At 64.5% G+C, this 14,893-nt stretch carries 14 protein-coding genes; 9 read left to right on the forward strand and 5 right to left on the reverse strand.

Annotated elements, in window-relative coordinates; translation table 11 throughout:
- The first annotated feature begins 196 nt into the window (after positions 1-196).
- Genes JL37_RS25710 through JL37_RS25720 form a run of 3 tightly spaced genes read left to right on the forward strand, consistent with a single transcriptional unit; the run spans position 197 to position 3,602 of the window.
- On the forward strand, positions 197-1,084 hold the full coding sequence (locus JL37_RS25710; protein WP_043547826.1) for an NAD(P)-dependent oxidoreductase: 888 nt from the start codon (positions 197-199) through the stop codon (positions 1,082-1,084).
- Between the two features lie 51 nt (positions 1,085-1,135).
- Positions 1,136-2,101 carry a tripartite tricarboxylate transporter substrate binding protein gene (locus JL37_RS25715; protein ID WP_043547827.1) on the forward strand — a complete coding sequence of 322 codons (966 nt, stop codon included), beginning with the start codon at positions 1,136-1,138 and terminating at the stop codon, positions 2,099-2,101.
- 55 nt (positions 2,102-2,156) lie between these two features.
- A complete protein-coding gene (locus JL37_RS25720) occupies positions 2,157-3,602 on the forward strand; it encodes an NAD-dependent succinate-semialdehyde dehydrogenase (RefSeq protein ID WP_081955208.1) in 1,446 nt (481 codons plus the stop codon).
- A 75-nt stretch (positions 3,603-3,677) separates the two neighbouring features.
- On the opposite strand, the gene JL37_RS30610 is transcribed toward JL37_RS25720, so the two are convergent.
- Together JL37_RS30610 and soxR are read right to left on the reverse strand one after the other, a co-directional pair.
- A complete protein-coding gene (locus tag JL37_RS30610; RefSeq protein ID WP_156124404.1) occupies positions 3,678-3,869 on the reverse strand; it encodes a hypothetical protein in 192 nt (63 codons plus the stop codon).
- The gene (soxR, locus tag JL37_RS25725; protein ID WP_043547828.1) at positions 3,870-4,331 is read right to left on the reverse strand and encodes a redox-sensitive transcriptional activator SoxR; all 462 of its coding nucleotides are present in this window, start codon (positions 4,329-4,331) and stop codon (positions 3,870-3,872) included.
- Between the two features lie 137 nt (positions 4,332-4,468).
- Here soxR and JL37_RS25730 point away from each other — a divergent pair, with 137 nt between their 5' ends.
- Positions 4,469-4,882, forward strand: coding sequence for a DoxX family protein (locus JL37_RS25730; protein ID WP_043547829.1), 414 nt, complete (start codon positions 4,469-4,471; stop codon positions 4,880-4,882).
- Between the two features lie 64 nt (positions 4,883-4,946).
- On the opposite strand, the gene JL37_RS30615 is transcribed toward JL37_RS25730, so the two are convergent.
- Positions 4,947-5,129, reverse strand: a complete 183-nt coding sequence (locus tag JL37_RS30615) for a hypothetical protein (protein WP_156124405.1) — start codon at positions 5,127-5,129, stop codon at positions 4,947-4,949.
- 181 nt (positions 5,130-5,310) lie between these two features.
- On the opposite strand from JL37_RS30615, the gene JL37_RS25735 reads away from it, so the two are divergent.
- Both JL37_RS25735 and JL37_RS25740 read left to right on the forward strand, forming a co-directional pair.
- A complete protein-coding gene (locus JL37_RS25735) occupies positions 5,311-7,203 on the forward strand; it encodes a hypothetical protein (RefSeq protein ID WP_043547830.1) in 1,893 nt (630 codons plus the stop codon).
- 243 nt (positions 7,204-7,446) lie between these two features.
- A complete protein-coding gene (locus JL37_RS25740; RefSeq protein WP_043547831.1) occupies positions 7,447-10,164 on the forward strand; it encodes a cation-transporting P-type ATPase in 2,718 nt (905 codons plus the stop codon).
- Here JL37_RS25740 and JL37_RS25745 read toward each other — a convergent pair.
- Positions 10,151-11,251, reverse strand: coding sequence for an NAD(P)-dependent alcohol dehydrogenase (locus JL37_RS25745; RefSeq protein WP_043547832.1), 1,101 nt, complete (start codon positions 11,249-11,251; stop codon positions 10,151-10,153). The two genes, JL37_RS25740 and JL37_RS25745, sit on opposite strands and share 14 nt — an antisense overlap.
- Before the next feature lie 294 nt (positions 11,252-11,545).
- On the opposite strand from JL37_RS25745, the gene JL37_RS25750 reads away from it, so the two are divergent.
- Together JL37_RS25750 and JL37_RS25755 are read left to right on the forward strand one after the other, a co-directional pair.
- A complete protein-coding gene (locus JL37_RS25750; RefSeq protein ID WP_043547833.1) occupies positions 11,546-11,809 on the forward strand; it encodes a helix-turn-helix domain-containing protein in 264 nt (87 codons plus the stop codon).
- 1 nt (position 11,810) lies between these two features.
- The gene (locus JL37_RS25755) at positions 11,811-13,151 is read left to right on the forward strand and encodes a type II toxin-antitoxin system HipA family toxin (RefSeq protein ID WP_043547834.1); all 1,341 of its coding nucleotides are present in this window, start codon (positions 11,811-11,813) and stop codon (positions 13,149-13,151) included.
- A gap of 73 nt (positions 13,152-13,224) precedes the next feature.
- On the opposite strand, the gene JL37_RS25760 is transcribed toward JL37_RS25755, so the two are convergent.
- On the reverse strand, positions 13,225-13,824 hold the full coding sequence (locus JL37_RS25760; RefSeq protein ID WP_043547836.1) for an FMN-dependent NADH-azoreductase: 600 nt from the start codon (positions 13,822-13,824) through the stop codon (positions 13,225-13,227).
- Positions 13,825-13,927: 103 nt separating this feature from the next.
- On the opposite strand from JL37_RS25760, the gene JL37_RS25765 reads away from it, so the two are divergent.
- Complete coding sequence (locus JL37_RS25765; RefSeq protein WP_043547838.1) at positions 13,928-14,848, forward strand: LysR family transcriptional regulator; 921 nt, start codon at positions 13,928-13,930, stop codon at positions 14,846-14,848.
- Positions 14,849-14,893: the final 45 nt, after the last annotated feature.

Genomic DNA, 14,893 nt, shown 5'->3' on the forward strand with positions numbered 1-14,893 from the left:
TCGACTGATGTCGGAGGACTGGTCGCGCATATTCGCTCGCTCGATGAATCTGATCCGTCACAATGATAGATCACATAATGGACTTGTTTTGCTAGTTACATCGTTCCCCCGTAGCTATCATGCAGCAAACAAATCAATCAAAAAGTGTCCATTGAACAAACTGTGAAAGGGGGAGCGCCCGCAAGGGCCGGACAGTATGAGCGTTGTGTTTAATCAGGTTGGCTTCATCGGGTTGGGCGTAATGGGCGAGCACATGTGCCGCAACTTAAGCAGAAAATCTTCCCGGCCCGTTCATGCCTATGACCTGCAGCCCGCAGCCTTGCAGCGCCTGCGGGACGATGGCGCGCTGGCGCGCGATTCCATCCGCGACGTGGCCGCGCACGTCGACGTGGTGTTCCTGTCGCTGCCCAGCATCCAGCACGTGGAGGACGTCTGCCTGGGGGCGGAAGGCCTGTTGTCCGGGGACCGCAAGCCTTCGATGATCGTGGATACGGGCACCAGCGACGTGGCGCGCACGCGCGCATTGGCCGTGAAGCTGGCGGAGCAGGGCGTGCGTTTCGTGGATGCGCCGGTGGCCCGCATGCCCGAGGCCGCGCGCGATGGAACCTTGCTGATCATGGTGGGCGGCGGGCAAGAGGATTTTGACGCGCTCAAGCCGCTGTTGGATTGCATGGGCAGCGACGTGGTGCTGTGCGGCGGCACGGGTTGTGGGCAGATCGTCAAGATCGCCAACAACATGGTGCTGATGATGAATGTGGCTGTCCTGTCCGAGGCGCTGCTCATCTGCGAGCGGGCGGGCATGGACGGCAAGCAGCTGCTGGATGTGCTGGCTATCGGCTCCGCAGCGAGCCAGGCGCTGAACGTCGCCGGCATTCGCGCCCTGGCTCCGCGCCAGTTCCCGCAAGGCCGTTTTTCCGCCGCGTATGCGCTGAAGGACGTGCAGCTGGCATCCACCTTGGCGGATGCCACCGGCGTGGATGCCGCGATCCTGGCGCGCACGCGCGATCTGTTGCAGGGCGCGGTCGCCAACGGCGACGGCCAGGCCTACTACCCGGTGCTGATCAATCGGATCGCCACGCGCTAGCAGCCCGCAGTTTCCATTTCCCAATAACAAAGCAATCCGGAGACATTAGAAATGTTCATTCGTCGTATCGTCGCGGCCGCAGCCATTGCGCTGGGGCTGACCGGCGCGGCCCAGGCCGCCGATTATCCCAACCGTCCCGTCAAGGTCGTCATCGGCTTTCCCGCGGGCGGCCCCACCGATGTCGCTGCCCGCATACTGGCCAAGTACATGGGCGAACACCTTGGGCAGCCGTTCGTGGTCGAGAACCGCACCGGGGCCAGCGGCGCCATCGCGGTGCGCGGCGTCGTCGGCGTCGAGCCGGACGGCTACACCATCCTGATGGGCAATTCGGGCAGCATGTCGGTCCTGCCGTACCTGATCAAGGACCTGGGCTACGATCCCTTGACCCAGCTCGATCCCATCGGCCTGGTCGTGAACCTGCCGTCCGTGCTGGCCGTGCCCACGGATTCCCCGTTCAAGAGCGTGCCGGATATGCTGGCCTATGCCAAGGCCAATCCGGGCAAGCTGACCTATGCCTCGCAGGGGATCGGATCGCTGAACCACATCGCCACCGAATGGTTCAAGCTGATTACGGGCGTGGACATCACCCACGTGCCTTATCGGGGCGATGCGCCCTCGATCCAGGACCTGACCGCCGGCCGCGTCGATATGTCGTTCTTCAGCATCGTCAGCGCGTTGCCTCAGCTGCAGGGCAAGCGCCTGCGCCTGCTGGGCGTGGCGACGAGCAAGCCGCTGGACGAGTTGCCCGGCGTGCCCACCGTCATGTCCCAGGGCGTGTCCGGTTTCGTGGCAGAGCCCTGGAACGCTTTCCTCACTCCGAAGGGCGTGCCCGCCGATATCCGCGAGAAACTCAACAAGGCCATGAACGACGCGCTCAAGGACAAGGATGTGCTGGCCAGCCTGCGCGGTGTGGGCCTGTATCCCATGGGCGGCAGTCCGGAAGACCTGGCGAACTACATGAAGAGCCAGTCTGCGCTGTGGTCCGACGTGATCAAGCGCGCCAATATCACGCAATAACACACGGGGGCCCCGCGTCTTTACGGATGGGGCTCCATCATTGGAGATGAAAGGAATGTCTATGGACGCCATGGAATATCCGCGGCTGACGCTGCATATCGGCGGGCAATGGCTGGACGGTTCGGGACGCGAAGCGAGCGAGGTGCTGGACCCGGCCACCGGCCAGCCCCTGGGCCTGCTGCCGCACGCCACGGATGCCGACGTCGATGCCGCCCTGCAAGCGGCTCACGCCGCCTTTCCCGCCTGGCGCCGCACCTCGCCGCTGGAGCGTTCGGAGATTCTGCGCAATGCGGCGCGGCTGCTGCGCGAGCGGTCGGATGTCCTCAGCTGGATCGTCACGCGGGAATTGGGCAAGCCCTTGGCGGAATCGCGCGTCGAGGTGAGCAAGGCCGCCGAGCAGTTCGAATGGTCGGCGGAGGAGTGCCGGCGCATCTATGGACGCATCATTCCCGCCCGCGAGCCACGCACCCGCCAGATGGTCGTTCCAGAGCCCGTCGGGCCCGTGGCGGCCTTCTCGGGATGGAATGCGCCGGCGATCACGCCTTCCCGCAAGATTGCCGGCGCCTTGGCGGCAGGCTGCACGGTGGTCATCAAGCCCGCGGAGGAAACCCCCGCCACGGCGCTGTTCCTGGCCCGCGTCCTGCAGGACAGCGGCCTGCCTGCCGGCGTGCTCAATATGGTGTTCGGCGACCCGGGCCGGGTGTCGGACAGGATGATCCAATCACCGTTGATTCGCGCCGTGACCTTCACCGGTTCGACCGTAATCGGCACGAAGGTGGCCCAGCTGGCCGCAGCCGGCCTCAAGCGCAGCGTGCTGGAACTGGGCGGGCATGCGCCGGTCCTGGTGTTCGGGGATGCGGATCCCGTCGCGGCCGCAAAAACGCTGATCCAGGCCAAGCTGCGCAATGCCGGCCAGATCTGCACGTCGCCCACGCGCATGCTGGTCCATGAGTCCATCGCCGAGGCATTCGCCAAGACCATGGCCGAGCAGGCCCGCCAATGGCGCGTCGGCCCCGGCCTGGAGGACGGCGTGCAGATGGGGCCGCTGGCCAATGCGCGCCGGCTTGAAGCCATACAGTCCATGGTCGAAGATGGTTGCGACCGGGGCGGAGAGGTCCTGGCGGGCGGGAAGCGCATCGGTGACAGAGGCTATTTCTTCCAGCCTACCGTCATGCGCAGCTACGACGAAAGCTGGCGCGCCGCCAATGTCGAGCCTTTCGGGCCGCTGGCCATCCTGGGCGCCTTCTCCACGTTCGACGAGGCCATCGCCGAGGCGAATCGCTTGCCGTTCGGCCTGGCTGCCTACGTTTTCACGCACAATGCGGACACGATTACCGATGCGACGGATGCCATCGAAAGCGGCACGGTATGCGTGAATCATTGCCTGCATTCTTTGCCGGAAACGCCTTTCGGCGGCGTGAAGCAGAGCGGCCTGGGCAAGGAAGGAGGGATGGAAGGCCTGGCCGAGTTCACGCAGTACAAGTACGTGACCCAGCGTTGAGCAGAGGCACGTCCGCGCCAACGCGCGGGCTCCATCGCAGACCAGCGCCGCCGCGTCCTTCATGTTGCGGCAGCCTCAATGCCAGTGGAGTTGCGGCGTGTCCAGGTTGCTGGCTTCGCTGCCGTTCCCCGATCCCAAGCTGGATTGACGATGGGCGCTGGCGGCGCTCAGACCGCCGGAATCCGGTGGGGTGATGCGGATCGGCGCGTCACGCCAGCCGCGCCGCCAGCGCAGGCTTATCGGCCGTGATATCGCGCGATGATGCATTCACGGCCGCTCCAATAGACGCGGACCCGAACCGCTTTCTCCCAATACGTCCAGCGGGTTGCGCAAGGGGCAATCTTCCAGCGACAGGCAGCCGCAACCGATGCAGCGGTCCAGCTCGTCGCGCAGCCGTTCGAGTTTTGTGATGCGCTCGTTCAGGCGTTTCCGCCAATTCGATGAAAGCTCGTGCCATTGCGCGGCGCTGAGCTTGCTGCCGGGCGGGTAGCGGCACAGCGTTTCCTTGATTTCCTCCAGCGGAATCCCCGTTCGCTGGGCCACCTTGATGACGGCGATGTAGCGCAGCACCGCGGAGGGGAAGCGGCGCTGGTTGCCCGCATTTCGCGTGCTGGCGATCAATCCCCTGGATTCGTAGAAATGGATGGTGGAAACCGCCACGCCGGCCCGGTGCGCGACTTCGCCCACCGTGAGCATGCGCGAGAAATCCATCGGTCTCTTCCCATTCATGTGTTTGACCTCAACTTAACTTGAGCTTTTATAGTCCGGCAGGCCGATGCGGGCAAGCCCTCGGGATTGCCTGTTTCCCCGTAACCCTGCCGGCCGCGTGGCGTAGCCGCTGGCCGATTCTTCAATCGTGGAGACCCATGCAAGACCTCGTAAATAAGGCGCTGGACAGCCGCTGGCTGTGGATCCTGGCCCGTATCCTGCTGGCGGTGGTATTTCTTTCCTCGGGCTTGGCGAAGCTGATCGATTTCCAGGGCGGACTTGCCGAAATGCGCGCCGCCGGGCTGGAGCCGGACTGGCTGTTCAACATCGCGACGGCGCTGGTGCTGATCGGCGGCTCGGTCCTGCTGCTGCTGGATCGCGTGCTATGGCTGGGCGCGGGAGCGCTGTCGGTGTTCCTGCTGCTGACCATCGTGGTGGTGCATCGCTTCTGGGCGATGCCGGAGCCCCAGGCCAAGCTCGCGATGTTCTGGGCGCTGGAGCACGCTACGGTGATCGGCGGATTGATCGCGGCCGCCATCGCCAGCCGCATGCGCCGCAAGGGGCGGGCGTGAGGCTCGTCCCGCACTGGATCCGGGATTGCCATGTCTGCCTCCGTTACCGCCGATATCTTGAATTTCATCGAGCAGGCTCGAGGAAGTCGAGGTCGAGAAGCTGGGCAATGCCTGCAAATGCTTCTTCCATTGCATCGTGACGGGCGGCGAGATCCGGCCGGAAACCGACGAAACGCTGGCTTGCGGTTTTTTTCCGGTGGACGGCTTGCCCGCCTTGTCGTTGCGGCGGTAGCTTGTTCGCGCGCAAACGGACCCGCTGCCGATCCGGACTTTTAGGGGAAAATTCAGTCAGGCAGGAAAGTGTGATGGCGCCGTAAGCGGGAGAAGGCGGGGCGCTTCAAGCATCGGCGTTCCATGGCTGAGAGACGGCTTCGATTTGGCAGATGCCGATGCTGGCGCTTTGAAATACTGGCGGGCGGGAAAGAAAAATGGAAAAGAAGCGGGAGAAGATCAAGAAGAGGGTGATGGCGGCCTTGGAACTGCCATCCGCGCCGGCGGAGGAGTTGGCGGCAGTCTTGCGGGAGGTCAAACTGCACCGCCTCTATGTCGATCCGGACATAACAGACCTTCTTCGGAAGCAAGGCGGCGTTCGGGACGTGCAAGAGCTCCTGGCAGATGCCGATATTCTTGTGGCGCTGGATCGTTCATTTACCGACCGTATCGCCGCCATCGGCGCAAGATTCGATTCCCGGTCCGATGAGCTCTATCACACGATGCTGGCGCACGAGCAACAGCTCAGATCCACCTGTGGGTTGCCGACTTACGAGCATTTCAATACCGCCATCGAGGTGAAGTTCCTGGACGAGGGTCATTACAAGAACCCCTTGGACTTCGGCGCCTCGGTGGACTACGCCATGTCTTACTTCTCTCTCACGCTGCGGTCGTTCCTGGAAGCGGGGGAGAAGATGGGCGCGCACTATGAAAGTGCGAAATTCGACGCGGCATGCCTGCATCTTCCCCTGAGTGGCGAATGGGCGATTTTCCACGAACGACGGTCAATCTGGGAACACGGGCATGCGAAGGGAACGCGGCATGAGAACGTTGTGGTCTTCGATGCCAGCAAGTCTGAATTGCTGTCCGCGTTCAGGGTGTCGCTCAGCCGGCTTCGCGGCGTTAGGCAAGGAGAGTCTTTTAATCCTATGACCCATCCGGCGGTCAGCGGTTCAACCCGGAAATTACCTATCGATGGGTTCAGGTCGAACGACGAGGTGAAGTCCGCATACATGACGGCTCAGCAGTTCTACTCGGAAGATCTGCGGGAGGAAGTCCGTGGAGCCAGGTTGTGCGAATGGGTTCGCGCCTATACGGTAGTCAAGGAGATTGCGAAGAAGCACATTGAATCGCATCCCTTGATTGGGCAGCCGGCGACGTTGCTGTTGCACAAGAACGCCGATTTTTTCCTGGCCGAGTTTGTCGCGGCGGGAATCCCGGTGAAATCCGCCGAGCAGATTCTGTGCCGCTTCACCTTCAATGCGTCTTCGAAGGACATTCTTGATGCGCCATTGATCCCCTTCAATGGTGAACTGGTCCTGGTTCCTACGGCGGCCATGCTGATCGAGCCGGCTTTTTCTCTGGAGTCTCTCCTGAAAAGCATAAGAAGCAAGCGGGACGAGCCAAACCATGAGCTGCAGTTCATCGGGCCGGGCTTCGAGAAACTGACTCGCCGGGTATTGACGGATGCAGGCATCGTCGCGAGAAAGGTCAAGCATAAGAACCGGGACTGTGATGTGGCCTTCGTGCTGGAAGAGGACGTCTTGTTCCTGTGCGAGTGCAAGGGCCGGTTCCAGACCAGCGATTTCCGCAGCTACGTGGAACTGGAGGTTGAGCTTGGCCGGGATGCCGCCCAACAACATCGGAAGACGTGCGACTACTTCGAGAGCAATTTGGCCCACGTCCGGGACCGGCTTGGGCTTGCGCCGGCATGGGCGCCGTCCAGGGTGGTGAGGGTGATCTTGACGTCCGCAAAGCTGGGGCGGGTGAGAATAAGCGAGGACTTTTACGTCATTGACGAGAACATGTTCTATGCCTTCTTTGCCCGCAAAAAGCTCTCCATGCGGCCTCTGGCGTCCCGGCGGCGCACCTTCGTCCACGATGCGCGCCTGGACGGCCCAATCACAGTGGACGCGTTTGTCGCCTACATGAACGATCCGCCCAGCATTTCACGGACTCGCATGTTGCTGGAGGAGCGTGAGGTGCACTTTGAGCTGGACGGCCGCAATATCACGTTCAAGGATGTCGAGTGCTATGGAGAGTTGCTGAAGGAGCATAAGGCGGGCACGGTATGGACTTTCCCCGGAACGACGGTCCATCACTATTCCTGACGGTATCGGGCGCGTCGGGCCCCCCGCCTCGGAGCCTTTACCGCGGTGGCTTATTTTCAATAGCCAATAGCTATTGATTGGAGACGGCGCACGGCAGGGGCGGCCGCCAGGTGTGTACGCCATATGACATTCCGCCTGCGGGCGGGAAGGCGGGGAACAGCCTGAGAGCCCTTATGCTGATAGACTCGAATGGACCGTTCCTGTCGCGATGTGTCCACCAAGCTACGAAGGCATATCCCATCGATGACTTCCTCCGATCGCCCATTCTCAGAACAAGAAGATTGGCATGCGCGGCCGGCGACGGCCGTGGAGGAAGCATTACAGGCCCGTCCGACGGGCCTGACGGAAGACGAGGCCCGGGGCCGGCTGGCCCGCTACGGGCCGAACCGCCTGGTAGAGGCGCGGCGCCAGGGCGCGTTGATGCGCTTCCTGCGCCAGTTCCACAATATCCTGCTCTACGTGATGATGGGCTCGGCCGTCATTACGGCGCTGCTGGGGCATTGGATCGATACGGCCGTGCTGCTGGCGGCGGTGATCGTCAACGCCATTATCGGCTTCATCCAGGAAGGCAAGGCGGAAAGCGCCATGGACGCGATCCGGGGCATGCTTTCGCCGCACGCCATGGTGCTGCGCGACGGCGCGCGCAGCGATATCGACGCGGCCGGGCTGGTGCCGGGCGACCAGGTGTTGCTGGCGTCCGGAGACCGCGTGCCCGCGGACCTGCGGCTGGTCGAGACCAGGGAATTGCGTGTCGAGGAAGCCGCGCTTACCGGGGAATCGCTGCCGGGGGAAAAGCAGGCCGAACCCGTGGCCGGGGACGCCCCGCTGGGCGACCGCCATTGCATGGCGTATTCGGGCACCGTGGTGGTGCATGGGCAGGCGCGCGGCGTGGTGGTGGCCACCGGCGCGGACACGGAGCTGGGCCGCATCAATCAGCTGCTCTCGGGCATCGACAGCATGACCACGCCGTTGCTGCGTCAGGTGGATCACTTTGGCCGCGTGCTGGCGGTGGCGATCCTGGCGCTTTCGGCGCTGCTGTTCGCCGTGGGCACGTGGTGGCTGGCCCATCCGCCGGCGGAGATGTTCATGATGGTCGTGGCGCTGGCGGCGTCGGCGATTCCAGAGGGGCTGCCGGCCATCATGACCGTCACTCTGGCGCTGGGCGTCCAGCGCATGGCTCGGCGCCAGGCGGTCGTGCGGCGGCTTCCGGCGGTGGAGGCCCTGGGCTCGGTGACGGTGATCTGCTCCGACAAGACGGGCACGCTCACCCGCAACGAGATGACGGTGCAGCGCGTGGTGTGCGCCAGCGCGGCGGTGGATGTCAGCGGGGTGGGGTATGAGCCGTCGGGCGAGTGCAGCATCGATGGCCGTCCCGTCGATCCGGCCAGCCATTCTTCGCTGGAGCTGGCGATTCGCGCCGGCGTGCTGTGCAATGACGCCGTGCTGCGGGAAGAGGGCGGCGCCTGGCGCGTCGAGGGCGACCCCACCGAAGGGGCGTTGCTGGTCCTGGGAGGCAAGGCGGGCCTGACGCAGTCGGCGGGCCAGCAGGCATGGCCTCGCCGGGATTCGATTCCGTTCGAGTCCGAGCATCGTTTCATGGCGACCTATCACGAGGCCGGGCCGGGCGCGCCATGGATTTTCGTGAAGGGCGCTCCCGAGCGGGTGCTGGACATGTGCGACGCGCAGGCCGGCCGCGATGGGATGCCTCAGGCGCTGGACGTCGACTACTGGCGGCGCATGGCCACCGACACGGCGGCCAAGGGGCTGCGGGTGCTGGGGCTGGCCTGCAAGCGCGCCCGTCCGGCGGGCGGCGCCCTGGATTTTGAGGACGTGGAGGGCGGCTTCATGCTGCTGGCGCTGGTGGGCATGATGGACCCGCCGCGCGCGGAGGCGATCGCAGCCGTGGCCCAATGCCATCAGGCGGGGATCCAGGTCAAGATGATCACCGGCGACCACGCCGAGACCGCGCGCGCGATCGGCGCCCAGCTGGATATCGGCGTGGGCAAGCCGGCGGTCACGGGCGCGGAGGTGGCGCTGATGGACGACGCGGCGCTGCGGCGGATGGTGATGGGCGTGGACATCTACTCGCGCGCCAGCCCCGAGCACAAGCTGCGCCTGGTCCAGGCGATGCAGGCGCAGGGGCAGGTGGTTTCCATGACGGGCGACGGCGTGAACGATGCGCCTGCCCTCAAGCGCGCCGATGTCGGCGTGGCGATGGGCCTGAAGGGCACCGAGGCGGCCAAGGAGGCGGCCGACGTGGTATTGGCCGACGATAACTTCGCGACGATCGCCGCGGCGGTGCGCGAAGGCCGCGCCGTGTACGACAACCTGAAGAAGTTCGTGCTGTTCATGCTGCCCACCAATGGCGGCGAAGGCCTGCTGGTGATCGCGGCCATCCTGTTCCAGATCACCCTGCCGCTCACGCCGGCGCAGGTGTTGTGGATCAACCTGGTGACGTCCAGCACGCTGGGGCTGGCGCTGGCCTTCGAGCCGGCGGAGCCCGGCATCATGCGGCATCGCCCGCGGCCGCCTGGCGAACCGCTGCTATCGCGGCTCTTCGTGCAGCGCGTGCTGGTGGTGTCGGTATTGATGATGGCAGGCGCGCTGGGTCTGTTCCTGTGGGAGCTTTCCAACGGCATGTCGGTGGACCGCGCCAGGACCATGGCGGTCAACGCCGTGGTCGCGGCGGAAATGTTCTACCTGATCAATAGCCGCCATATCTACGATTCCGTGCTCAGCCGCGAAGGCCTGTTCGGCAATCGATACGTGTGGATCGCCATCGGCGCCTGCGTGGCGCTGCAACTGGCCTACACGTACACGCCCTTCATGCATGCCGTATTCGGCTCGGTGCCGCTGGGCTGGCGTGAGTGGCTGGACGTGCTCGGCGCCGGACTCCTGGTGTTCGCCGGCGCCGAGATCGAGAAGTACGTGATGCGCCGCAGGCGCGTCAGGCGGGCTTGACGGCCACCTTCAGCACGTTGTCGCGCTGGTGCGCGAACAGGTCGTAGGCCTCGACGATGTCGTCGAGCTTGTATTGGTGGGTGACCATCACGCCGAGGTCCACGCGGCCGGACTGGATCACGTTCATCAGGCGGCGCATGCGTTCCTTGCCGCCGGGGCACAGCGCCGTGTTGATCTTGTGGTCGCCCAGGCCGGCCGCGAACGCGCTCACGGGAATCTTCAGGTCTTCGGAATAGACCCCCAGGCTGGATAGGGTGCCGCCGGGCTTGAGCACGCGCAGGGCCGATTCGAAGGTGCTTTGCAGCCCCAGGGCCTCGATGGCCGAATCGACGCCGCGCCCGCCGGTAAGGCGCAGGATCTCTTGCACGACATCGCAGTCGCGGAAGTTCAGCGTCACGTCGGCGCCCAGCGCCCGCGCCACGTCCAGCCGGTGGGCGTTGCCGTCGACGGCGATGATGGTGGAGGCTCCCAGGAGCCGGGCGCCGGCCGTGGCGCACAGGCCGATCGGGCCCTGGGCGAAGACCGCGACCACGTCGCCGATGCGGATGTTGGCGTTCTCCGCGCCCTTGAATCCCGTGGACATGATGTCCGGGCACATCAGCACCTGTTCGTCCGTCAGGCCGTCGGGCACCGGCGCCAGGTTGGCCTGCGCGTCCGGCACGAGCACGTACTCGGCCTGGGTGCCGTCGATCTTGTTGCCGAACCGCCAGCCGGCGGTGGCCTGGTAGCCGTGGCAGCCGCAAAGCCCCATCGCCGCGAGGTAGCTGCCGTCTTGCGACGCGACGCCGTCCTGGGCCGCGTACGAATTGAAGTTGGGGCAGATCGCCCCTGCGATGACGCGCTGCCCTTCCTGGTAGCCGGTCACCGCGCTGCCGAGCTTTTCAATGATGCCGACGGGTTCATGGCCGATGGTCAGCCCGGGCGCCACCGGATACTCGCCCTTGAGAATATGGATGTCCGTGCCGCAGATCGTGGTGGTGGTGATGCGGATCAGGGCATCGTTGGGCCCCACGTCCGGTATCGGCTTGTCGACGATGTCGATGCGGCCGGGCTCGACAAAGACAGCGGCTTTCATCATGGCGGGCATGGCGGTCTCCTGAAATGCATGTCGGGGGGAATTGTCAGCGTAGCGCGTCTGGCGGCGTCTCCGGCGGGACATTGTTTGCGCCAGATCAATTTCCCCGTGAACTGGCGGACGAGGCGCGGGCGGTTTTAGTGAAAGGCCTGAACGTGGAAAATGCAGTCTGGCTTTGCATCCGGGCGAGGCGGGCTGGCGGGGGATGCGGTTTTGAGTGCGGCCGGAGCTACCTGAAATACAGGTATTTGACGTATATTTGTATTTCAACTAACTTACTTTTATTCGAATTCCAGGTATCGCACCATGCCTCTGCCTTCCCAGGTCCTGGTTACCGCCACCCAGCTCGGGGCCGAGCTGCAGGCTGCTCGCAAGGTCAAAGGGCTGACCCAGTCGGCCTTGGCCGAGCGCATCGGCCTCAGCCAGTCGCGTGTGTCCCATCTGGAGTTGAACGCCCATGAACTGAGCGTCGAGCAATTGCTGGCCTGGTGCGCGGCGCTGGGGCTGGAGTTGGCGCTGGCGCCGCGGGGCAGCGACGACTTGCCGTCCGGTAACCCGCCGGAGTGGTGACATGGGCCGCAAGTCGCACAGCCGCAGTCTCTCCATCTGGACCAACGGAATCCATGTGGCGCGGTGGACGGTGCCGGCGCGCGGGGAGATGGAACTGCAATACAGCGCGGAATGGGTGGGCGCGGATGCCGGTCGGCCTCTCTCCCTGTCGCTGCCCTTCAATTTGCAGAACCTGCCGGTCAAGGGTGAGAAGGTCGCGAATTACTTCGACAATCTATTGCCTGACAGCGATGCCATACGCAGGCGGGTGGCGGAACGCTTCCGGACGGGATCGACCGATCCCTTCGATCTGCTGACGGCCATCGGGCGGGATTGCGTGGGGGCGGTGCAGATCCTTGGAGAGGACGAGATTCCGGAAGGGATCGACCGCATCGAGGGAGTGCCGCTGTCCGAGGAGGACATCGAGCGGCACCTGGTGGAGACCGTCGCGCCGCAGGCTTTTGGCGCGGGCCGCGACCCCGACGCGGACTTCCGCATTTCCTTGGCCGGTGCGCAGGAGAAGACCGCATTCCTGCGGTGGGGCGGCCAATGGCTCGCACCGCGGGGAGCCACGCCTACGAGCCATATCTTCAAGCTCCCGCTGGGTCTGGTGGGCGGGCGGCGGGCGGACTTCAGTACCTCGGTCGACAACGAATGGCTGTGCCTCAGGCTGTTGAAGGCCTATGGATTGGACGTGGCGGACGCGCGCATCGAGACCTTCGGCCGTCAGCGCGTGTTGGTGGTCGAGCGTTTCGACCGGCGCATCGCGCCGAACGGGCAGTCGCTGTTGCGGCTGCCGCAGGAAGATTTCTGTCAGGTCGAAGGCTGCTCGCCGTTGCGCAAGTACGAGAGCGATGGCGGCCCCGGGCTCAAGGCCTTGTTCGCTACGCTACGGCAGTCGGCGAATGCCGAGGCCGACATGAAGACGTTGATGGCCGCGCAGATCCTGTTCTGGCTGCTGCGGGCGCCCGATGGCCACGCCAAGAACTTCAGCATCCAGCTGCTGCCTCGTGGACGCTTTCGGCTGACCCGCTTGTACGACGTGATGTCCGCCTATCCCGTGCTGGGCGATGGTCCAAGCCAGTGGTCGCCCCATGAGGTCAAATTGGCCATGGCCCTGGTGGGCAAGAACAGGCACTACGAGATGCACGGTATCCAGCGGCGGCACTTCAGCAGTACGGCTCGCAAGTTCGGTTATGCGCCTGGCGCGGAGCCGCTCGTCCAGGAGATTCTCGCGCATACTCCCGCGGCCATCGCGGCGGCTCATGCCGACCTGCCAGGGGATTTTTCGCCCCGCGTCGCCGACACGATTCTGGGGGGAGTGGAGCAGGCCGCGCGCGCGCTCGAGAAAATGGCTCCGTAGCGGGGCGGGGCTGCCAGCCCGGTTTCGAGGACAGCCTGGCAGGCTTGTCGCCGCCGTGCGCAGGCGTCGCGCCTCATGCGTGGAGCGCCGCCATTTCCCTATGCGCATTGGCCAGCCCGGCCGCGACGCCGTGCGGCTTGATGTCCAGGCCTTCCGCATAGACGAACTTCACGTCCGTGATGCCCATCAGGCCCAGCACCGCCTGCAGGTACGGGGTGACCGCGTCCGTGGCCTGGCCGACGTGCACGCCGCCCCGGGAGCTGAACACGATCGCCCTGACGCCTTCGACCAGCCCAAGCGGGTAGGTTTCGGTGTAGCGGAACGTCACGCGCGCCCGGGCCACCAGGTCGAACCAGTTCTTCAGCTGGGTCGGCACGTTGAGGTTGTACATGGGGGCGCCGATCAGGAGAAGGTCGCTGCATTTCAGTTCGGCGATCAGTTCGTCGGACAACGCGACCGCCTTGCGGGCGCGCTCGCTTTGGGAGGGGGCGCCGCGCAGGGCATGGAACAACTCGTTGTCGAGCACGGGCAGGTCCAGGCTGGCGAGGTCGCGCACGCGCACATCGTCGTCATGGCCCTTGGCCTGGCGTTCGGCCAGGAAGCTGCCGATCAGGGCGTTGGTCTGCGACTGGTCGCCGTTGATGCTGGATTGGAGTACGAGAATGCGGGCCATTTGGAACCTCTACGCGTCAAGTCGATGAAATGATTCTATCGCTCCAAATTTGTCTCCAAAAGCGATAGTATTTATACATTGAGTAGAGTTTTTATCTCCAATTATGCGAAACAGCCTTAAAGGCATCGATGTCTTCGTTGCCGCGGCCGAGTCCAGGAACTTCGCCGAAGCAGCCGACAAGCTCCACATCACGCGGTCCGCCGTGGGCAAGAGCGTGGCCCGCCTGGAAGAGAGGCTGGGCGTTGTGTTGTTCCAGCGGACGACGCGCAGCCAGAGCCTTACCGACGAAGGCGCGCTGTTCTACGAATACTGCCTGCGGGCGGTGTCGGAGGTTCAGGCGGGCGAGACGCTGCTGGAGACCGGCAAGTGGCAGATGAAGGGGCGCCTGAGGGTGTCGATGCCCGCCTTGTTCGGTCACTTGTGCGTGGCTCCGATACTGTTGGATCTGGCCAGGGATAATCCCGATCTGACGCTGGAGCTGTCGTTCACCGACCGGGCGGTGGATCTGGTGGAAGAAGGGTTCGATCTGGCGGTGCGTGTCGGCGTGTTGTCCAACAGCAGCGGTTTGGTGGCGCGCCGCCTGGGCGAACACAAGATGGCGTTTTGCGCCTCGCCCGCTTATCTGAGGCGCTTCGGAAAACCCAAGCGTGCCGAGGACCTGGCCCGGCATTGGGGCCTGGCCTATGCGCGCTTTGGCCGGGTGGTTCCGTGGCAGGTCATGGCCGATGGCAAGACCACGGAGTTGCCATCGGCTATGGCGCGGCTGGTTTCCGACGATTTCCGGGCGGTGCTGGACGCCGCGATTGCGGGGCTGGGAGTGGCCTGGCTGCCCTATTGGCTGGCGCGCGATGGGTTGCGGGGCGGCGCATTGAAGGAGGTGCTGCCCGGGCAGCAGAGCGTGGTCTACGCCATTCACGCGGTGTGGCCGTATACGCAACACCTTCCGTTGAAGGTGAGGGCGGCCGTGGACGCGCTGTTGCGGGACCTTCCCGCGCGGCTGGCGGAGGTCGAGGCCAGGGCTTGAGGAGACCGGCTTCGCGTGGTATCGACGTTGACTACATTTCGGATT

The organism is Achromobacter sp. RTa, from assembly GCF_000757485.1.
Lineage (GTDB): Bacteria > Pseudomonadota > Gammaproteobacteria > Burkholderiales > Burkholderiaceae_B > Achromobacter.